The 20,916-nt window shown below is 71.9% G+C and carries 10 protein-coding genes and 3 pseudogenes; 3 read left to right on the top strand and 10 right to left on the bottom strand.

Translation table 11 applies throughout. The annotated features are described in order from the left end of the window. Position 1: 1 nt before the first annotated feature. The 9 genes and pseudogenes from I4Q55_RS30645 to I4Q55_RS30610 all read right to left on the bottom strand — a co-directional run. Positions 2–958: a threonine/serine dehydratase gene (locus I4Q55_RS30645; protein WP_206792569.1), complete on the bottom strand. Its 957-nt coding sequence runs from the start codon at positions 956–958 to the stop codon at positions 2–4. After that, complete coding sequence (locus tag I4Q55_RS30640) at positions 955–2,211, bottom strand: MFS transporter (RefSeq protein ID WP_206792567.1); 1,257 nt, start codon at positions 2,209–2,211, stop codon at positions 955–957. The genes I4Q55_RS30645 and I4Q55_RS30640 overlap by 4 nt, the downstream gene beginning before the upstream one ends. Next, positions 2,195–9,628 (bottom strand): non-ribosomal peptide synthetase, encoded by a 7,434-nt coding sequence (locus I4Q55_RS30635; RefSeq protein ID WP_206792565.1) that lies wholly within the window; start codon positions 9,626–9,628, stop codon positions 2,195–2,197. Before I4Q55_RS30635 ends, I4Q55_RS30640 begins: the two co-directional genes overlap by 17 nt. A 29-nt stretch (positions 9,629–9,657) precedes the next feature. Then, the gene (locus I4Q55_RS30630; protein ID WP_206792563.1) at positions 9,658–11,475 is read right to left on the bottom strand and encodes an amino acid adenylation domain-containing protein; all 1,818 of its coding nucleotides are present in this window, start codon (positions 11,473–11,475) and stop codon (positions 9,658–9,660) included. A 420-nt stretch (positions 11,476–11,895) separates the two neighbouring features. Then, a pseudogene (locus I4Q55_RS50700) lies at positions 11,896–11,997 on the bottom strand (hypothetical protein); the annotation flags it as partial. 67 nt (positions 11,998–12,064) lie between these two features. Next, positions 12,065–12,211 (bottom strand): hypothetical protein, encoded by a 147-nt coding sequence (locus tag I4Q55_RS50695; protein ID WP_206792561.1) that lies wholly within the window; start codon positions 12,209–12,211, stop codon positions 12,065–12,067. Between the two features lie 99 nt (positions 12,212–12,310). Beyond that, positions 12,311–12,763: a thioesterase family protein gene (locus I4Q55_RS30620; protein ID WP_206792559.1), complete on the bottom strand. Its 453-nt coding sequence runs from the start codon at positions 12,761–12,763 to the stop codon at positions 12,311–12,313. A gap of 2 nt (positions 12,764–12,765) precedes the next feature. Continuing rightward, on the bottom strand, positions 12,766–18,591 hold the full coding sequence (locus I4Q55_RS30615; protein ID WP_206792557.1) for a type I polyketide synthase: 5,826 nt from the start codon (positions 18,589–18,591) through the stop codon (positions 12,766–12,768). A 370-nt stretch (positions 18,592–18,961) separates the two neighbouring features. Further along, a pseudogene (locus I4Q55_RS30610) lies at positions 18,962–19,178 on the bottom strand (4-hydroxyphenylacetate 3-hydroxylase N-terminal domain-containing protein); the annotation flags it as partial. 100 nt (positions 19,179–19,278) lie between these two features. On the opposite strand from I4Q55_RS30610, the pseudogene I4Q55_RS51040 reads away from it, so the two are divergent. Continuing rightward, positions 19,279–19,503 (top strand): annotated as a pseudogene (locus I4Q55_RS51040) (thiamine pyrophosphate-binding protein); the annotation flags it as partial. On the opposite strand, the gene I4Q55_RS30605 reads toward I4Q55_RS51040, so the two are convergent. After that, complete coding sequence (locus tag I4Q55_RS30605) at positions 19,428–19,895, bottom strand: hypothetical protein (protein WP_206792820.1); 468 nt, start codon at positions 19,893–19,895, stop codon at positions 19,428–19,430. The pseudogene I4Q55_RS51040 and the gene I4Q55_RS30605 sit on opposite strands and share 76 nt — an antisense overlap. Before the next feature lie 143 nt (positions 19,896–20,038). Here I4Q55_RS30605 and I4Q55_RS30600 point away from each other — a divergent pair, with 143 nt between their 5' ends. Both I4Q55_RS30600 and I4Q55_RS30595 read left to right on the top strand, forming a co-directional pair. Next, positions 20,039–20,371 carry a hypothetical protein gene (locus I4Q55_RS30600; RefSeq protein ID WP_206792797.1) on the top strand — a complete coding sequence of 111 codons (333 nt, stop codon included), beginning with the start codon at positions 20,039–20,041 and terminating at the stop codon, positions 20,369–20,371. A gap of 63 nt (positions 20,372–20,434) precedes the next feature. Next, positions 20,435–20,908, top strand: coding sequence for an SgcJ/EcaC family oxidoreductase (locus tag I4Q55_RS30595; protein WP_206792554.1), 474 nt, complete (start codon positions 20,435–20,437; stop codon positions 20,906–20,908). The last annotated feature ends 8 nt before the right edge of the window (positions 20,909–20,916 follow it).

The raw sequence follows: 20,916 nt of genomic DNA, 5'->3' as shown, positions 1-20,916 counted from the left end.
TTCACGTCTCCGATGCGGGGCGTTTGACGTTGCCGCCGCTGATGACCAGCACCGTGCCGGTGCCGGCGGGAACCGCTCCGTCGAGCAGCGCGGCGAGCGGCAGCGCCGCGGTCGGTTCGGCCGGCACGTCTGCCATGGCGTGCCACGCGGTGCGGATGCTGTCCTCGGAGACGGTGACGATGTCGTCGACCAGCCCCCTGCCGACAACGACCTCGAAAGGCCGTTCGCCGAGGTTCGCCACCCGGGCCCCGTCGGCGATGGTGTCGGCCTCGCCGTGGAGCCGGTGCAGCCTGCCGGTGCGCAGGCTGGCCGCGGCGTCCGCGGCCCGTTCCGGCTCCACCCCGATGACCGCGACGTGCGGGGCGCGGGATTTGACCGCGAGAGCGGTACCGCCGAGCAGGCCGCCACCGCCGACCGGCACCACGACGGTCGCGAGATCCCGGACCGCGGTCATGATCTCCTCGGCGACTGTGGCCTGACCATGGATGACGTCCCAGTCGTCGGAGGAGTGCACGAACGGCCAGCCGCGTTCGGCGGCGATCGCGCGGGCCAGCCCGTCGCGGTTGCCGAAGGTGACGCCGTGGGTGATCACTTCGGCACCGAGGTCGCGGACGGCAGCGAGCTTCGTGGGCAGCACGTTCTCCGGTGCCACGACCGTCACCGCGATGCCCAGCGCCCGCCCGGCGGTGGCCACCGCCTTGGCGTGGTTGCCAGAGCTGGGGGCGACCACACCCGCGGGGTGACCGGGCAGCCGCAGCAGGGCGTTGTACGCACCGCGCATCTTGAACGACCCCGACACCTGCGTCGACTCGAGCTTGAGCCAGGTCCCGCAGGGCAGCGCGCGCAGCGGCGTGTGCCGGATGCGGAACCGCACCCGCCGGGCCGCCTCCTCGATGGCCGTGCGGTGGGCGCTCAGGTACTCCGCCGGCGGCATCATGTCGTCGTGGGCGAGCGTCATGACGGCTGTCCCGCCAGGCCTGGGACGATCCGGGTGCCGCGGACTGGTGAGAACGCCAGGAACAGGGCGGGGAGCAGGAGTCCGGCGCCCGCGACCGCGATCGCCCCGCGCAGCCCGAAGAGCTCCGCGAGCAGCCCGCTCACCACCGCGGTGACCGGGGTGGCCGCCCAGGCGACCCAGCGGAACGTCGCGTTCACCCGCCCCAGCAGGTGGTCGGGTGTCATGATCTGCCGCGCGCTGACCAGGCTGATGCTGTAGGTCTGCACCCCCGCGCTCACCGTGAAGGTCGACAGGATCAGCAACCCCAGGCTCCACAAGCTGTTGTCCGGCACCAGTGGGACGATCAGCACCGGCCCGCCCGCGACGAACGCCGCCCAGGTCACCGTGGTGCCGAGGCCGACTCGGCCGCTGACCCTGCGCACGACGAACGAGCCGACCAGCGCGCCCGGCCCGGCCGCGGCCAGGATCAGCCCGAGGCTCCCGGCCGAGAAACCGAGGTCCTCCAGCACGAACAGGGCGAGGATCGGGGTGCGGATGTAGAAGAAGGCGTTCATGATCCCGGACGAGATCGCCATCGGGCGCAGCAGCCGGTCGCCGAACACGGTCGACAGGCCTTCGCGGATGTCCCGCCAGACCGAGGCCGCCGGGGGCGCCGCGGTCGTTTCCGCCGGCCCCGCCCGCTTCGGCACGGTGAGGGTGACGATCAACCCGGCTGCCGCCAGGTAGCAGACCGCGTCGATGGCGACGGTGTTGGCGGCGCCGAGCAACTCCGCCAGGAACCCGGCGATCGACGGACCGACGATCATCGCGGCGGAACGGGTGAGTTCCAGCTTGCTGTTGGCGTCCACCAGCTCGCGCCCGCTCACCAGCGCGGGCAGCAGCGAGGGCGACACCACACTGAACGCCACGTGCAGCGTGCTGACCAGGAAGTACACGACTATCAGCCACGGCATGGAGAGCAGGCCGAGTAGCGCCGCGACCGGCAGCGAACCGAGCAGCACCGCGCGGCCGGTGTAGGTCGCGACCAGCATCCGGCGGCGGTCGACCCGGTCGGCGAGCACCCCGAAGAACGGCCATGCGAACGCCATGGGTGCCATGCCGACGCCGACGAACAGCCCCATCTCGGTGGCCGTCGCGTCGAGCTGGATCACCGCGACCAGTGGCAACGCCACCAGCGAGAGGTGATAGCCGAGCTCGGAGATCGTCTGTCCCGTCCACAGGCGCACGAACGGGCCGTTACGCAGCAAGGTCATCGGTTTCCGCCTCGGTCGCTGTCACCATCGTGTCCAGGAGCGACCCAGCCCGGCCCGGGTCGAACAGCTCCTGGTCGTAGATCAGGTCGAGGAACACACCTCCCGGCCGGTCGTGCGCGAACAGCGTGATCGGGTAGCGGGCCCAGACCTCGTTCAGGCCGGTGTGCTCGATCTCCAGTCCGGCAACCTCGACGGCGCGGTGCGGGAAGTCCTGCATGTTGAACAGCGCCTGCGCGAGCGGCGCGTGGCTCGCGGCCTGGTCGGGCGCCAACTCGTCGAGCAGGAGTTCCAACGGCAGGTGGCGGTGGGAATGGGCGTCGAGCACCCGGCCCCGCGTGCGGTCGACCAGCGTGGCGAAGTCCGGCCGGCCGGTCAGATCGGCCCGCAGCACCACCATGTTCGCGACGTACCCCACCATCGCGTCGAGCTCCGGGCGGTCGCGATTGGCCATGGGCACCGCGACCGTGAAGTCGTCCCGGCCGAACCGTGTGCCGAGCGCGGCCTGGAACGCCGCCATGAGCACCATGAACGGTGTCGCCCGCAGCCGGCGGCACAGCTCATGGACCCGGGCGCTCTGCCCAGTGGTGAGGGTGCGGGTCACCCTGCCACGGGCCGGCCGGCCGGGCCCGGTGAGCCGCGGGTAGTCCGGTGGCAGCTCGAACAGCGCGCCGGCCCCGGCGAGTTCGCGACGCCAGTGGTCGAATTCGGCCGCGACGAACTCGGGGGTGAGATATGCCCGCTGCCACGCGGCGAAGTCCGCGTACCGCGCGACCGACGGAAGCTCCACAGTGGACTGGTACAGCGCGGTGAGGTCGCGGAGAACCAGGCCGACCGACCATCCGTCGGCGACGAGGTGATGGATGACCACGCACAGGACGTGGTCCCGCGGGCCCTGCCGCAGCAGCGTCGCACGCAGCAATGGCCCGGCCGCCAGGTCGAACGGCTGCCCGGCCCGCGCCGCGACCGCACCTGCCAGGTCGGCGGGAGCCACGTCGACCACCTCGAGCGGCACCGGCGCGGGCGGCCGGAGCTGCGGGCCGTGCGCGGGGAAGACCGTCCGCAGCGCGTCGTGCCGTGCGACGAGCCCAGTGAGGGCCGTCGCCAGCGCGTCGTGGTCGAGCTCGCCGCGCAGCCGCCGGACAATCGGCACGTTGTAGAACGCATACCGCCCGGAACTCCGTTCCAGGGACCACAACCGACGCTGCGCGGCGGTCAGCACCGGCTCGCCCGAAGCCGGCACGAGCTCGGGCAGCGGGTCGGCTTCCGCGTCACGGACCCGCGTCGCGAGCTCCGCGACAGTCGGGCTCTCGAACAACGCACGCACCGGCAGCACTACGCCCAGCGACTCCCGTAGCCCGGAGACGGTCCGTGCGGCGAGCAGCGAATGTCCGCCGAGGGTGAAGAAGTCCTGGTGCACCCCGACTTCCGGCACGTCGAGGACGTCGCACCAAACGCGGGCTATCAGCTCCTCGACACCGTCGCGCGGGTGCTGGTCGGTCACCGCCTCCGCCGCGGGTCCGGGGAGCGCATCGCGGCGGATCTTCCCCGTCGTGGTGCGCGGGAGCCGGTCGAGCGGGACGAAACCGGCCGGGAGGTGGGTGGTGGGCAGCCGGTCGGCCAGATCGGCGCGGATGCGCTGGGGCGTGGGCAAAGTGCCCGCCGGCACCACGCACGCCACCAGCCTGCCGCCGGGTGCGTGCACCGCGGCCTCGGCGATCGCGGGGTGCGCGCACAGCGCTGCCTCGATCTCGCTCGGGTCGATGCGCACCCCGTTGACCTTGAGCTGGTGGTCGGTGCGCCCGAGGTACTGCAGAGTCCCGTCAGGCAGGTACCTGGCGCGGTCACCGGTGTCGTACAACCGTTCCCCGGCCCTGGTGGGGTGGGGAACGAACCGCTCGGCGGTGCGCCCCGGCTGCCGGTGGTAGCCGCGTGCGAGGCCCGCGCCACCGATGAAGACGCGGCCCGGCATGCCGATCCCCACCGGGCGCAACCGTTCGTCGAGCACCTCGACACGAGTGTTGCCGATCGCCGTGCCCACCGGGATCCGGTTGGTCGCGCCGGGCCGTACGCGGTGGCGGGTGGTGGTCATGGTCGTTTCGCTGGGCCCGTACATGTTGTAGACGGCCGCATTCGGCGCGACGGCCGCCACCGCGGCCACGTCCTCGGGGTGCAGCGGCTCACCGGAGACCAGCACGGTCCGCAGATCCGGCCACTGCCTCCCGCGTGTGGTGAGCATGCGCAGCAGCGACGGCACGACGGCGGGCACGACCGTCGCCTCGGCGATGGCGCCGGCAACCGCGTCGAGATCGGCCGCACCGCCCGGCACGAGGACGACGCGTGCGCCGACGGCGAGCGGGAGCAGCAGGTCGCGCAGCGACGCGTCGAAGGACACGGTGGTCAACGCCGTCACCGTGTCGGCAGCGGTGACGAGACCGGCCCGGCTCAGATCGGCCAGGTAGTTGGCGACTCCGCGGTGGGTGCCGGAGATGCCCTTCGGGGTGCCGGTCGTACCGGAGGTGTAGACGACGTACGCGCGGCCGTCCGGGTGGACGAGCCGCGGCGGCGGCTCGGGCCCGTCCTCGAGTGGGGGCAGTTCGGTGAGCTCGAGGTCGGGCCGTGCGTCGGCGAGCACGTCCGCGGCCCGCCGCGGCGGCAGCTCCGGATCCAATGCGACGAAGCCCGCTCCGGTGCGCCAGACAGCGAGGAGGGCGACGACGAGGTCGACGCCGCGCGGCAGCCGCACCGCGATGAGCCGTTCGGGTCCGGCGCCCAATGCCGTGAGCCGGCCGGCCAGCCGGGCGGCCCGGCGGTCCAGATCCCGGTACGTCACGACCTCGTCCCCGCACACCACCGCGTCCGCGTCCGGGTGCAGCGCCGCCCGCGCGGCGACCAGCGCGGCCACTCCGGTGCCGGGGACCGGTGTGGCGGTGTCGCCCGCGCGGTCGAGCAGGGCCTGTCCCGCCGCGGTCAGCAGCGACACGTCGGCGTGCGGTGCGGACGGGTCGGCGACCATGGCGGCCAGGATGGTGCGCCATCCCTCGACAAGGACGTCCGCCTCCGCACCGGCGAACACGTCGGTGGCGAACCGAAGCCCGCAGTCGAACCGGTCGCCCGAGTCGGTGGCGACCAGGGTCAGGTCGTTCTTGACCGTGTCGTTGGAAACGCCGACCGGCAACACCTCGGCCCACGTCTCGCCGGCCGGGCGGGGCGCGTGCAGTTCGAACATGACCTGGTGGAACGGCTGGTGGGCGAGGTCCCGGTGCGGCGCCGCCGCCTCGACGACCTTCTCGAACGGCACGTCCTGGTGCTCGTAGGCGGCGACTGCCGCGTCTCGCACGACCGTCAGCGCGTCCGCGAAGGTCGTGGCGCCGGACAGATCGGCGCGCAGCGCGACGGTGTTGACGAAAAAGCCGGGCACGTCCTCCAGTTCCGAGGTCGCACGCCCGGCCACCGGCGTGCCGACCACGAGGTCGTCCTTGCCGCCGAACCGGGCGAGCAGCAGCGTGAACCCGGTCAGCAGCACCATGAACGGCGTCGCGCCGTGCGCCATGGCCACCGCACGCACCGCCGAGGTGAGGCCGGCGTCGAGCATGAACCGCCGGATGCCGCCGCGGTAGGTCGGCACGGGTGGCCGGACGCCGGTGCCCGGCAGGTCGAGGATCGCGGGTGCCCCGTCCAGCACGGACCGCCAGTGGTCGAGCTCGCGGTCCAGCCGCTCGCCCGCCATCCAGTCCCGCTGCCACGCGGCGTAGTCGGCGTACTGGAGCGCGGGCTCGGCGAGCGTGCGCCCGTGGTACAGCCCGGCCAGCTCGTCGACGAGCAGCCCGAGCGACCAGCCGTCGGTGACGATGTGGTGCATCGTCAGCACCAGCACCGGCCGACCGGCCCGCAGCAGCAACTCGGCCCGCAGCAACGGTCCGGTGGCGAGATCGAACGGGAGCCGCGCCTGGGTGCCGGCCGCGGCACGGACCGCGCCGTCCTGGTCCGCGTGCGCCGTCAGGTCCACCTCCGGAAGTGGCACCGGCTCGGCCGGCAGCAACCGGCCGGCCGGGCCACTGCCGGTGTCGTCGTAGACGGTGCGGAGGATCTCGTGGCGGCGCACGACCTCGGTGAGTGCCGCCCGCAGTGCGGGCACGTCCAGCAGTTCGGGCAGCGCGAGCACCAGCTGCACGTTGTAGGCCGGGGAGCCGGGCACCAGCCGGTCGAGGAACCACAGCCGTTCCTGGCCGTATGACAGCGCGTCGGTGCCGCTGCGACGCGACACGCGGACCGGCGGCGTGCTCTCGCCGCCGGCCTGTGCCTCGACGTACTGGGCGAGGTCGGCGAGCGTGGCCGCCTCGAACGCGATCTGCACCGGAACCCGCACCCCGGTCGCGCGCTCGAGCCGCACCACCATCTGGATCAACTGGAGTGAGTGGCCGCCGAGGTCGAAGAAGCGGGCGTCGGCGCCGATGTCCGCCCTGCCGAGCACCTCGGCCCAGATTCCGGCCAGCGCACGCTCGCCATCGGTCCGGAGGGGCGTGCTGCTCGCCGGTGCCGGTTCGGGTGCGGGGAGCGCGTCCCGGTCGAGCTTGCCGTTGGCTGTGCGCGGCAGTGCGTCCAGCACGACGAAGTGCTGCGGCACCCAGCCTGCCGGCAGGTGTTCTCGGAGGTGGGCACGCAGCTCCGCCGGTCCGGGCGTCGGACCGGCGACGGTGAGGTACGCGGCGAGTGTGGTGGTGCCCGCCCGGTCGGCGACCGGGCGCACCGCGACCTCGCCCACCGCCGGGTGCGCGGCGAGGGCGGCCGCGATCTCGGCCGGTTCGATCCGCTGCCCGTTGACCTTGACCTGGTGATCGGTGCGGCCGAGGAACTCGAGCGTGCCGTCTGGCCGCCAGCGGACCACGTCGCCGGTCGCGTAGCGCCGGCTTCCGGGCACGGTGGGATCGGGCACGAATCGCTCCGCGGTCAGCCCCGGCTTGTGCAGGTAACCCCGGCCGACCGCGGTCCCGCCGTGGTACAGCTCGCCCGGCAGCCCGAACCCCGCCTCCCTGCCGTCGGGATCGAGCACGTGCGCCGTGGTGTTCCACATCGGACGGCCGATCGACGCGACCGCGCCGTGGTCCGTTGTGGACGCCCAGGCGCCGGTGCTGTGGATCGTGGTCTCGGTCGGGCCGTACAGGTTGAGCAGGGAGCCGTCGAACTCGGCGAGCACCCGGTCGCGCAGGTCACCGGGTAGCGCCTCACCGCTGCAGATGATCACGCGCAGGCTCGTGCCGGCGGGGACTCCGGTGGCGTCGACGAAGGTCCGCAGCATCGACGGCACGAAGTGTGCCGCGGTCACGCCCGCGTGGTCGATCAGCTCGGCGAGGTAGCGCGGGTCGCGGTGGCCTCCGGGACGGGCCAGCACCATGCGCGCTCCCGTCATCAGCGGCAGGAACAGCTCCCAGACGGAGACGTCGAACCCGAACGGTGTCTTCTGCAGGACGACGTCGGCGCGGTCGAGGCCCAGCTCGCCGGCGAGCCAGAGGTGGTGGTTGACCACGGCCCGGTGCGGGATCGCGACTCCCTTCGGCGACCCGGTCGAGCCGGAGGTGTAGATCACGTATGCGGTGGCATCCGGTGTCACGCCGGTGCCGGGTGCTCCGTCCGGGAGGTTCGTGAGGTCGTCGCGGTCGAGGAGGACGACCGGGGGCAGGTCGGTGCTCCGCAGTGCGCGGGTCGCTTCGGCCTCGGTCACGACCGCGACCGGGCGCGCATCGGCGACCATGCGTCCGATCCGTACCGGCGGGAGGTCGGGTTCGAGCGGCAGGTAGCCCGCACCTGCCTTGAGGACCGCGAGCAGGGCCACGACGAGCTCTGTCGATCGCGGGAGGCAGACCCCGACCAGGATGTCCGGTCCGGCACCGAGCTCGCGCAACCGGTGAGCGAGCCGGTTGGCCCGCCGGTCGAGCTCGCGGAAGGTCAGCTCGGTGTGCTCGTCGGCGACGGCGATCAGGTCCGGAGTTCTCGCCACCTGCGCGGAGACCAGCTCGTGCAGGCACGCGCCGGGTGCCGGCACCGAGGTGTCGTTGGCGGCGCGGACCAGCGCCCGCTCCTTTTCCGTCCACAGTGGAATATCCAGCGCCTGCTGGTCGGGGTCCTCGGCGAACGCCGCGAGCACCAGACCGAGGTGACCCGCCATGCGCTCCGCGGTCGCCCGGGTGAACAGGTCACGGGCGTAGCGCAGCCGCCCGGTCAGCTCCCCGCCGTCGACCGCCATGAAGTCGAGGTCGAAGCGGGCGGCGCCGTTGGTGACCGCCACCGGCGTCCACTCCGCGCCACCCGCCGCGAGCACGCGTGGTGCGTCGTCGAGCTGGACGAGCGCGCGGACGAGGGTGTCGTGCCCGGTGCCGCGCACGCGGTCGGCGAGCAGTTCGAGTGGCAGTTCCTGGTGTTCGTAGGCGGTGAGCGTCGCTTCCCGGCAGCGGGTCACCAGCTCCCGTACTGACGCGTCGCCGACGTCGACCCGCAAGGGCACCGTGTTGACGAAGAACCCGATCACATCCTCGGTGCCACCTCGGACCCGGCCCGCCATGGGCGTGCCCGCGACCACGTCGCGGCTGCCGGTGTAGCGGGCGAGCAGCGTCTGGAACGCGGCGAGCAGCACCGGGAACAGCGTCGTGCCCTCGGCCCGGGCGAGGGCTCGCAGCTTGCGCGAGGTCTCCGGAGACACGGTGACCGGCAGGTCGTCTCCGCGCAGGGTGGCGGCGGACGGGCGCGGGAAGTCGGTCGGCAGCTCGAGCGACTCCGGCGCACCCGCGAGGTGCTCGCGCCAGTGAGCCAGCTCGGCCGCGCTGCGCTCGGCGAGCCGCTCCCGCTGCCACGCGGCGAAGTCCGGGTACTGTGCCGGCACCGGCGGCAGGTTCGTCTGTCCATTTCGGACGAGTTGATCGTACGCAGTGGACAGTTCGCGAACCAGGACGTCCTGGGACCATCCGTCGCACACGGCGTGATGGATCACCACCAGCAGCAGGTGGTGATCCGCGCCGAACCTGGCGAGCCGGGCACGCACGAGCGGGTCGCGGCCCAGGTCGAACGGCGCCCGGATGTGCCTGCCGAGCCAGGCTTGCTCGCCGGCGGCGTCGCTGCCGATGTCGTCGACGGCGATGACGACCCGGTGGTCCGGGGTGATCGTGAGCACCGGTGCGCCATCCGCGGCGACGATGTTCGAGCGGAGTGAGTCGTGCCGCGTGACGACCGCGGCGAGGGCCTGGCCCATTGCGGCGACGTCGAGCGGGCCGCTCAGCCGGAACGCGAGCGGCACGTTGTAGGCCGGGCTGCCAGGGGAGAGCTGGTCGAGGAACCACAGCCGTTCCTGGCCGGCGGACGGCACGAGACGCTGCTCGTCGGGGTAGGCGCCGGTCCCGGCGGCGGCCTTGCGCAGGGCTGCGCGCACGGCGGCGGGACGCCTCCTGGGCGAGGCGGTCATCGAGCCGTGCTCTCGTCGTCGTCCATCTCGTACCCGTCGGCGAGCAACGCCTCCGCGGTGCCGAGCAGCGCGTCCGCGTCGACCTCCGGCTTGACCTCGAGCCAGTCCCGGAAGGCGACGACCGTGGGCGCCTCGAACAGCGCCCGGACCGGCACCTCGAGGTCGAGAACCGCGTTGATGGCCATCACGAGCCGGGCGGCGAGCAGTGACTGGCCACCGAGCGTGAAAAAGCTGTCTCGGGTGCCGACCGCGTCCCGGTCGAGCGTGTCGGCCCACAGCTCGGCCAGCAGCTCGTCGAGTGCGTCCCGCGGCTCCCCACCGCCCTCCGCGACCGGGAGGTGCCCGCTCACCAGGGCGGCCCGGTCCACCTTCCCGTTCCCCGTCAGCGGCCAGCTGCCGACGACGGCGACACTCGACGGGACCATGTACGCGGGCAGCGTCCGCCCCACATCCGCACGCAGCTGCTCGGGATCCAGCCCGTCGGCGCCCCGGACGAAGGCCACCAGCCGCGCACCACCGTCGCCGACCTCGGCCGCCGCGACCGCGTCCGCCACACCCGTGCACTGCCGCAGCGCGGCCTCGACCTCGCCGAGCTCGATTCGGAAACCCTGGATCTTCACCTGGAAGTCGTCCCGGCCGAGGAACTCGATCGTCCCGTCCGGCAAGTACCGCCCGAGGTCACCGGTGCGGTAGATCCGAGCGCCGGTCTCCGGGTGGTCGACAAAGCTCGCCGCGGTCAGCTCCGGGGCATTCCAGTAGCCCATCGCCACGCCGACCCCGCCGATGTGGAGATCACCGGGCACACCGATCGGACAGGGGGACATCGCCTTGTCGAGTATGTGGAAGGTCTGGTTCGCCATCGGCCGCCCGTAAGGAATGCTCGTCCATGCGGGGTCGACGTCGCCGATCTCGTGGAGGATCGACCAGATCGACGCCTCCGTGGCACCACCGAGGCTGATGACCTTGGCGTCCGGGCAGGCGCGTGCGATGTCGGCCGGGAGCCCGACGCGGATCCAGTCCCCGCTCAGCATGACGAGGCGAAGGCTCGCCAATGCCCCTGGCCGCGCCGCGGCGACCGCGAGTTCCATCAGCGCGGGCACGGAGTTCCACACGGTCACCCCGGTCCGGTGGGTCAACTCCGCCCAGTAGTCCGGATCCGGTGCCGGGGAGGGCGCCGGAATCACGATCGTCGCGCCCGCGGCCAGCACGCCGAACACGTCGTACACGGCGAGGTCGAACGTCAGCGCCGACAAGGCGAGCACGCGGTCCCCGGCGGTGACCCCGAACCGCTCGTTGATGTCCAGGCAGGTGTTCACCGCACCGCGGTGGTTGATCATCACGCCCTTGGGTGCACCGGTCGAACCGGAGGTGTAGATCACGTAGGCGAGGTCGTCCGGGCCCCGGTCCGGCGTGCTCACCGGCTCCCGCGTGCCCGGCTCGGTGTCCGGGACGTCCAGCACGACGGCGCCGTCCGGCCAGTCCACCCCTTCGACCAGACAGGGCTGGGTCACCACGACGGCGGCGCCCGCGTGGTCGAGCAGGTGGTGCAACCGATCCCGCGGCACCCGCGGATCCACCGGCACGAAGAACCCGCCCGCCGCGGGCACCGCGAGCGAGGCGACGACCTGCTCCCACCCCTTGTCCATGACGATCGCGACGGCGTCACCGGGCCGCATACCCGTCGCGAGCAGCCGGGCGGCGAGCCTGTTCACCCGGTCGCCGAGCTGCCGGTAGGTCAGCTGCCCGCCCGGGTGGATGACCGCCGGCTCTTCGGAGTGCCGCAACGCGGCGCGGTGGAACAATTCGTGCAGCAACCGCTCGGAATCGGCGAATTCCGTGGCCGTATCGTTCGATTCTGCAATCAGGTCGTTGTCGTCCACCGGCAACAGCGAGAAATTGGCCAACTGCCCCAAAGGCTTCCGTGTCAAGACAAACGCCCCCACCTTCGGCATTATCGGTTTATCGGTTCCGCCGATCGAAATATACGCGCCCAACATAGTGTGTCACTGAATTGTCGATAGAATGGAAGTGGTATGCCGAATTTCGCTCGACCGCCTTCCGGTTCCCCGCGACGATCTCCGCGCGCAGCAGGCCGTGCCGCTGCCTGAGCGAGCCCATCGTCGGCGGGGCCTGCTCCGGTTCCGGCTCGCCGACGTCGCCGGGCCGCACCACCCGCAGGCTCGCCGCCCGCACTCCGGCCGGCGGCCGCGAGTGCTCGGCCGGGCCGGAACTCATCAGGCGGCCCTCCGGTCCTCCCGGACGTCGTGGTTCTCGCGGCCTCGCCGCGCCCACTCGCGTTCCATTTCGGCGACGAGGTCGCTCCACACGATGCCCCGGCCGAGCCGGCCATCCGGTTCGGGGTTCTCGGCTCGATCGGGACGGGCACCGCGGCCTGGTTGGTAGTCACGAGATGGCCTTTTCGTCGTGGGCTGGCACGGTGCCGGTGTGCTCGAACCGGCCGCCGTGAAAGAGCAGCGCCGAATCACCCACGCCGCGAGTGGCTTCGAGCACCTCGCCGACGAAGATCGAGTGGTCGCGCCCGCCGTACACCTTGACCAGTGCGAGGCCTGCCTTGACAACCGTTGCGCCGGCGGGCGCGGCAACCTGGCTATCGGCCGATGGCCACCTGCGGAACCGTTGTCGGCCAAGTCATCCTCCCGCGGTCAGCATGGCCGCGTTCGCCGAGTACGGAGCGAGCGCGGCACGCAGCTCCTCGGGAACCCTGGCCGGGACCGTGTTCGTGTTCGGGCCGCGCATGCACGCGATCCGCTGCCTGCCGCGGGCGACCAGGATCTCGCCGTCCTCGTGCAGGTGCACGTAGTCGAAGGTGAACTGGATCTGGGTCTGGGTCAGCTCCTCGAGCCGCATCCGGATGGACAGCTCGTGGAACGCGGTGATCTCGGCGAAGAATTCACACTCGACCTTCAGCGTGAACAGCTTCAGGTCGTCGCGAACCTCCGCCAGCACGGTCGGTGCCTTCTCCTTGAGGAACATCTCCCGGCAACGTCCCTGCCAGCGCAGGTAGTTCACGTAGTAGACGTTGCCGACCAGGTTGGTCTCCTCGAACCCGACGGTGTGCCGGATCTCGTAGTAGCCCGTCATGCTCAGGCTTCCTCTCCCGCGAGTACCGCGAACACCACCGGCGCGGGCCGGCCGTGCACCATCGTCGCCCAGGTCGCGATCTTCGCCCCGCCAGTGGACAGCACGGCCCAGCCGTCCTGGTGCACCCGGTGTACGGCCAGCGACTGGGTCAGCTCACCGGTCTTGCGGACGCACTCCAGCGCGGTCCACACCCTCGTGCGCGACACCGTCACCGGCTCGCCCGATTCGGCGGCGAGCAGGTCGCTCACCGCGAGCAGCTCGGCGCCGAGCAGGCCGGCCCAGTCCTGTTCGCCGCGCTCGGTGGCGGCCTCGGCGTCGCAGGTGAGCTTGCCGGAACCCGCCACCACGAACGTCAGGCCCGCGGTGTGCGAGGCCGAGACCTCGAACCCGTCCGCCTCCGGCTTGCCGTCCGGGCGGTAGCGCAGCCGCACCGGCCTGCCCGCCGCCCTGCTCGCGGCCAGCTCGGTCTGTGCCCTGCGCTGCGCGGTCGTGCCGACGTCGCCGTCGGCGGGGTCGGGCTCGACCACCACCGCCCGGTGGCCACCGAGCACCCGCTCCAGCGCACGCTCCACATAGGATCCGAGCACGGCCGGAACCCACGGTCCGGCGCCGTCCCGCTTGCGGACCGCCCGCAGGGTCAGCCCCTCCCAGCGCTCCACCAGCTCGCCGTCCTGGGCCCGCACGTCGAGGTCGTAGACGTAGGTGTCGCCGTCCTGCGACCGCTCCACCGCGTCCAGCACCACGTACTCCAGGGCCTGCTGCCGCTCACGGTCGGCGAGGTACAGCCGCTCGATGCCCTGCGGCAGCAGCGTCGCGTCCGGGACGCAGCACTGGATCGCGTGCATCATCGCGTCCCGTGTACCCGGGTCGGCCAGGATCCGTTCCTGCGGAAGGAACGGCGCGAACCACGCGGCCTCGGACCTGGTGGAGATCTCGGCCACCGCCTGCCGCGCGCTCGCCCTGCGGTAGGCCAGCAGCCGCTGGAACCGCTTGCCCTGGAACAGCACGCTGCCGTAGAGCTCGGTCACCGGGTCCACCGGAACCGCCGACAGCTCGTGCGCCCCGGTGACCTCGCCCCGTTCCGGCTCGGGGCCGGAGTACCGCAGCCTGGCCCGGAAGTGGTCCGCGCCGAACCCGGTTTCCCCGCTGCGGATCACGACGTCGACCGTGTCCTGGTCGCGGACCAGTGCGGCCACCCTGATCGTGGTCGAGCCCGTGCGGGGCACCACGATCGGCCGGAGGAACTCGACGCCGTCCAGCCGCGGCGAGCCCGTCCGCCCGCTCACCGCCGCGGCCACCTGGGTCATCGCCTCCATGCCCAGCACCGCGGGGAAGAGCAGGTCGCCGTCGAGCAGATGGTCGCCGAGATAGGGATCGCTGCCGTCGGCGAGATCGGCCTCGGTGATCAGCTCGATCCCGGGATAGTGCACGACGGCCCTGTCCACGAACCTGGTCAGCGGCAGCTCGGGCCGCTCGATGGGCAGCGTGGCCAGCCCGCCCGTGCGGCCACCGACGACGAGCACCGGCGGCGCCCCCGGGTCGGCGAGCACCTGGCGCAGCACGTCGATGCCCTGCTCGGTGGAGATCGGGGTGATGCCGTCGCGCTGCAACGCCTCGACCACGCCCAGCTTCTCGCCCATCCCGGCGCCGGACCACACCGACCACTCCATCGCCAGCACACGGGCCCCTGGGTGTTCCTGGCCGAACCGCAAGGTCAGCTCGGACATCCAGTCGTTGGCGGTGGCGTAGTGCGCCTCTCCGCGCAGGCCGGCCCTGCCGATGATGCTGCCGAAGGTCACCAGCAGCTTGATCCGGTCGGCGTCCACAGCGGACAGTACCGCTTTCAGGCCGTCCACCTTGGGCGCCACCGTCGACCGGAATCCCTGCTCGGTAAGGGAGAACACAGCCGCGGGTTCGTTCCGCCCCGCCCCGTGCAGCACCGCGGTGACCTGGCCGAGGCTGGCCTGCACCTGCTCGACCGCCTCGCCCACCTGCCCGGCCGACGTCACGTCGGCCCGCACGTAGCGGTACCGCACACCCGCCGCGTCCAATCTGGACAGGTTGGCCGCCAGCTCGGTGTCCTCGGCCGGGTCGGCCCTGCCGAGCAGGGCCAGTTTCGCCCCGGAATCCTTCGCGATCGCCAGCGCGCACTCGGCCGTGATGCCCTTGCCGCCTCCGGTGACCAGTAGTACGTCGCCCTCGCCGAGCGGCGACGTGCCGGGTTCGACCGTCCTCGCCTGCCTCGCCTCCAGCATCGGCACGGTCCGCCTGCCGTCGGCGGTGTACCGCACCTCGGCGAAGTCCGTCGTGGCCGCCACCTCGGCGACCACGGTGGACACCGCGTCGGCGAGCGCGTCGCCCGAGGGCACGATGTCGTCGAGGTCAACGATCGTGGTTCGCGTCGAAGGGTCCTCCAGCCGCAGCGTCCTGGCCAGCCCGGCGGCCCCGAGCCCGCGCTGCACCACGACGAACCGGGTACCGGTCGGTGCGGCCAGCGCCGCCCTGCCCGCGTCGAGGAACAGGCCGAGGTGGCCGGCACCGCAGTCGGCGGGCAGGCACAGCAGCACGCCGTCGCCGACCCCCGCGCTGGCCAGCGCGGCTCGCAGCGGTTCGGCCAGCGGGTGGCCGTCCGGGGCGAACACGGTCCACTCGTGCGTCGCGCCCCCCGCCGAGCCGAGATCGGCGCCCGGGCGCGGCCGCTCGACGTAGTCCACGGCGAACGAGCGCACCCACGGCTCGACGCCCGGCACCTCGCCGGCCCCGGACGTCTCGTCCTTGGCCTGCTCGGTCTCGGCCAGCTCGTCGATCATCTCGGCCAGGTCACCGAGGCACACGGTGGCGAAGTTGGGCATGCCCGCCAGCGGCGGGCGGCCGAGCGCCCTGGTCACCTCGTTGACCAGCTGGCCGACCGTGATGGAACTCAGGTGCAGGTCGTCCAGCGGGTGGCTGTCCGCGGTGACGGTCTCCAGCGGCAGCTCGACGCGCTCCGCGGCCAGCTTGCGCAGCAGATCCAGCGTGCTGCCACCGCCACCGGCCGGTTCGGCCGCTTCCTGCCTTGGCCGCTCGGCGGGTAAGGCGGACACCAGCTCGGCGTCGATCGCCGGAGCCGACTCACATGGGCTGGCCAGGAAGGTCATATCGCCTTCGAGCGAGATCGGCCGCACAACCCTGCCCTCGAACAGGGCCTCGGTCCGTACGGGCGCGCCGAGGCTGAACGCCGCGCCCGCGACGGAAAGCAACGACGACAACGAGCCGCTGTCGGTGTCCACCGACAGCACCGGGGTACCCGGCGCGATCGACTCGAGCAGCCCGGCGAGTACCCGGCCGGGGCCGACCTCGAGCACGAGATCGCAGCCCTCGGCCGCCTTCGCCGCGGCTTCGCGGAACCGCACCGGCAGCACGACCTGGTCGCGCAGCAGCTCGCCGAGGTCCTCGGCGCCGTGCAGTACCTCACCGGTCACGGTGGACACCACCGCCCCGCTGAGCCGGTCGAACCCGAACCCGGCCAGATGCTCGGTCAGCGCCTCGGCGGCCGGTTCGACGGCGGGCGAGTGGAACGCGTGCGAGACGTTGATCCTCGTCGCGGTCACGTCGGCGGCCCGCGCCTTCGCGCACACCCTTTCCACCGCCTCGGCGGGGCCGGAGATCACGGTCTGCCTCGGCGCGTTGTACCCGGCGATCACCACGTCTTCGCCGTCGGCGAAGCGCTCCACGCCGTTCGGGTCGGTGGCCAGCCCGGCCATCGCCCCGTCGCCGTGGCTGGCGCTGGCCATCACCTTGCCGCGGATCGCGGCGAGCCGGAGCACCTGCGCCTCGTCCATCGCCCCGCCCCAGTGCAGCGCGGTCAGCTCGCCGAGGCTGTGCCCGGCCGCGATGGCCGCCTCGATACCGAGCTCGCCGAGCACCCGCAACGCCGCGAGCGAGCCGGTGACGATGCGGGGCTGGGCCACCTCGGTCGCCACCTGGTCGCCGCCCTCGGGCAGGTTCGCGATCCGGAAGATGTCGTCGGCCGAGCGGAACCGGCGCCGCAGCGCGCCGGCGGCACCCCGGCCAGAGCCCTGCCCGGGGAACAGGTACGCGATGCGCGGGGCACTCGTCCTGGCCGCGGCGAAGACGCCCTCACCGGCGGCGAAAACACTGGTCGCCCCTCCTTCGAGCGTGCTGAGCAAGCGGGTCAGCTTGCGCTCGGCCTCGTCCGGCGTGCTCGCCACGACCGCGGCGCGCGCGGCCCCGCCGGTCAGCGTGCCCGCCAGCGCCCCGGCCAGGTCGGTCAGCTCGGCCATCGCCAGCTTGCCGACGAACCCCGCCACCTTTCCGATCCGCTCGCGCAGCTCGGCGAGGTCGCCCGCGTCGAGCAGGAGCAGCTCCGCGTCCTGCCTTCCAGTGACCAGGTTCCTCGTGGTGTCGTCCAGTTCCACGCGCCGCGGCACGCCGGGGGCCTGCTCGACGGCGACATGCGAGTTGATCCCGCCGAAGCCCATCGCGGAGACCCCGGCCCGGACCGGCCGCTCGGCGGGCCACAGCCCCGCCTCGTGCGGCACGTACATCGCCGCCGACTCCGCCAGCAGCTGCGGGTGCGGGTCGACGTGGCCGGTGGCCGGTGGGATCACCTGGTGGTATACGGCGAGCGCCGCCTTGATCAACCCGGCGACCCCCGCCGCTGCCTTGGTGTGCCCGAGGTTTCCCTTGATGGTGCTGAGCGCGGCCGGTTCGGCGCTCGCGTCCGCGTCCCGGCGGGCCGACGAGAGCGCCTCGATCTCGGTGGCGTCGCCGACCGCGGTCCCGGTGCCGTGTCCCTCGAAATAGGACACCGTTTCCACGCCGTAGCCCGCGCGGCCGTAGGCCCGCGCCAGCGCGAGCCGGTGGCCGCCGACCTCCGGCCGTGTGATGCCGCCCTTGCCGTCCGAGGAGATTCCCCAGCCGGTGATCGAGGCGTAGATCCGCGCGCCCCTGGCGAGCGCGTCGCTCTCCCGCATCAGCACCAGCATCCCGGAACCCTCGCCAGGCCAGAAGCCGTTCGAGCCCCGGTCGTAGACCTTCATCTCGCCGGTGGCCAGCGCGCCGGTCTTGGCGAAGCCGATCACTTCGAACGGGTCGATCGAAAGGTCGACGCCACCGGCGAGCGCCACGTCCAGCTCACCGTCGGCCAGCGCGTTCGCCGCCGTCGCGACAGACAGCAGCGACGACGAGCACGCGCCGTCGACGGTGAACCCGCCGCCCTTGAAGTCGAAGTGGTTGCAGATCCGGCCCGCGATCGTGTTGGCGAGCCCACCGGCGAGCGTGTCCTCGTCGATCCCGGGGAACGGCGCCTTGTACCGCTGCTCCAGCTGGCCGAGGAACGTCGCCGTCTCGTCCTCACCCCAGCCCTTCTCGACCAGCGCGGCGGCCACGGTCCGCCGGACGTAGGGCCAGCGCAGCCGCATGAGGTTGGCCCTGGAGAACTCGCCGGTAAGGCTATTGCCCAGCACGACACCGGTCGACTCCCTCGGCAGTCCTTCGCCGCCGGGCAGTCCGGCGTCGGCCAGCGCCCTCGACGCCACCTCGAGCGCCAGCCAGTGGGTCAGGTCGGTGGAGCGATACGTGCTCCCCGCGACCTTGTACCGCAGCCGGTCGAACTCGAAGTCGCGCAGCACGGCCGCCTGCTGCGAGTAGAACCGGTCCGGGGCTTCGGGATCGGGTGAATAGTAGTCCTGGCTGTTCATCCGTTCGTCCGGCAACCGCCGGAAAGCCCGGCGCCCCGCCAGCACGTTCTCCCACAGCTCACCCGGCGAGTTGGCGTCCGGGTAGCACAGACCGACACCGACGATCGCGACCCGCTCGACACCCATCAGGACCACCACATTCCCGCCGTTCGCGCATCCCGTCCGCCACGACATACGGCCACCGTCCTGGCGTTCGCAAGAATGCGCGAAACGTCAAAGCTGCTCATGGACTACCTTCCATATCGCTCGAAACGCACGGCCTGTTGGGCGACGCACGATTCGTGGCACCTGGAACCCCGAGCGCGACGCTTTGCGATGACTCGCTGTTGACAGCATGCCCAGTAACCGTAAGAAACGTCTTCTCTGATAGTGCCCCGGCCGTGGCCGCGCAGGAATCGTGCGAGAATCGCTGTTGTCGCGGGCAGCAATCGAGAAGACGCGGTCGCCGAGGCGTTCGGGAACGCTTACCGCGATGGGCCCCTGGTCCGCGAGTCCTCCGCCGGGCCGGGTCGTGCAGGGGTGTCGTACATCCGTGCCGTCATCCGCACCGGGTTTCGGAAGGCAGGATGGGTCGTCACGTCCTTCACCCGGTCGCCGTAGAGGCAGATCTCCCTGCCGCCACGGATGCTCTCGACGTACTCGTCGCCGGTCAGTGGCCCATCAGGGCGTCTCCGACCGTGCGCTTCTCGTGCCGATCGCCCTGCCGGAAGCAGCCAGGGAGATGCACCGGTTCCGTGGGTGCTGCGAACGTGGTGCCCATAAGCCATTCATCGACGATGGGACGCGGGACATGACAGACCTGGTGTCGTTCTGGTGAGGGAGCTCGCCCGTGGCGGCGTACGCCAGGCGTCCAGCGTCGTCGGTGCGGGCAATTTCCTCGCCGTCGCCGGCCTGATCCGGCACGGCGTCGACTACGTGGCCGCCCGGCACGATGGCGGGGCGATGGCGATGGCCGACGCCTGCTACCGGGCCACCGGCGAGACCGCGGTCTGCGCCACCACGCATGGAGCCGGTCTTTCCAACACCGCCACGGCGTTGAGCGAGGCGGTGAAACATCGCAGCTCCGTGATCGTCATCTGCGGCGATGCGCCGACCGGCGGCCCACGCCCTTTCGACATGAACACGGCCGGATTCGCCGACGCGATCGGTGCCCGCGCGGTCCGCGTGACGGCAGGCGAGCCGGTGCGGCGGACGGCGGCACGGGCGCCGGCGCTCGCCCGCGACGGCGACGGCCCGGTGATGTTGTGCCTGCCTGCCGACCTGGCCTCCACCGCATGTTCCTGCGAAGGGGAACCGGCGGTGGTGAGCGAGCCGGTCCGCCGGCCCGCATGCCAGCCGGCGGAAGTGGACGCCGTCCTGCACCGGCTCGCCACGGCGCGCAGGCCGCTGGTGCTCGCCGGGCTCGGTGCGTGGCGGTCGGGTGCGGCCAAGGTCGCTGGAATCCTTCCCGCGGAACGGACGGTCGTGCTCGACGGAGGCCACTTCATCGCATGGCCCTTCATGTACTGGTCGATGCCGGATCCCGCGGCGACGATCTTTGGCGACGGCGGCGCGTTGATGGGGCTTCCCGACCCTGGAGACGCTGATCCGTTCCCGTCGTTCGGTCCTTGCCGTCGTCTACGACGATGCCGCCTACGGATTCGAGGTGCACCGCTACGGCGGCGCCGGGGCCGATCCCCAGACGATCGAGTTCCCCGACGCGGATTTCGCCGGGGTGGCCGCCGCGTTCGGGGCCCCCACGGTACGCACCGTCGGCGACCTTCCGGTGCTGCGCGAATGGTGCGCGGCAGGCATGCCGGGAACGCTGGTACTCGACTACAAGATCGTTCGCGAGGTGGTCGCGCCATCCCTGGCGGAGCTGCGGGCGGACGCGGATCGGCAAGCGAGAAGACGGCCGGGCCCGTGACCGGCAACCATAATCGACAGGCCATTACCGGAAGTGCCTGTCCTGATTTCGAGAGGACGTCCAATGACCGCGATTCATGACGCCGAGGCGACCAGCGACGCCCTGGACGCTTACTACGGCGAGTTCACCGGCGAGAAGCAGAAGGAAGCCCTTGGCGTGCCGCTGCGGCTGATCGAGGCGTGGTCGCGCAACGACGCGACCGACGTCGCGAAGGTGTTCACCGAAGAGGGCGTGATGCTGCTTCCCGGCGATGTCTACAAGCGTGGCCGCGAAGAGATCCAGGCTTTCATGGCGGCCGCTTATTCCGGTCCGTTCAAGGGAACGGGCGTAACGGGACGACCGGTCGATTTTCGGTTCGTCACCGACGACGTCGCCGTGTTCCGGACGCACGGCGGTATTCTCCCGCCCGGGGAGACCGAGATCGCGCCGGAACTGGCGGTGCTGTCGAGCTGGGTCGTCGTGAAGCGGGACGGCCAGTGGCACCTCGCCGCCTACCAGAACAGCCCGCGTGGGGGCGGCGCGACCCTGCGCTGGTAATCCGCCGC

The organism is Amycolatopsis sp. MtRt-6 (assembly GCF_017308975.1).
Classification (GTDB): domain Bacteria; phylum Actinomycetota; class Actinomycetes; order Mycobacteriales; family Pseudonocardiaceae; genus Amycolatopsis.
Note: the sequence above shows the minus strand (reverse complement) of the source record. Positions and strands in the feature narration are given on the sequence as shown.

What these genes read in the sequence shown, in the direction of transcription:
- I4Q55_RS30615 (WP_206792557.1), bottom strand. Translation starts at nt 18,591, where the DNA reads ATGGGTGTCGAGCGGGTCGCGATCGTCGGTGTCGGTCTGTGCTACCCG.
- I4Q55_RS30645 (WP_206792569.1), bottom strand. Translation starts at nt 958, where the DNA reads ATGACGCTCGCCCACGACGACATGATGCCGCCGGCGGAGTACCTGAGC.
- I4Q55_RS30640 (WP_206792567.1), bottom strand. Translation starts at nt 2,211, where the DNA reads ATGACCTTGCTGCGTAACGGCCCGTTCGTGCGCCTGTGGACGGGACAG.
- I4Q55_RS30620 (WP_206792559.1), bottom strand. Translation starts at nt 12,763, where the DNA reads ATGACGGGCTACTACGAGATCCGGCACACCGTCGGGTTCGAGGAGACC.
- I4Q55_RS30595 (WP_206792554.1), top strand. Translation starts at nt 20,435, where the DNA reads ATGACCGCGATTCATGACGCCGAGGCGACCAGCGACGCCCTGGACGCT.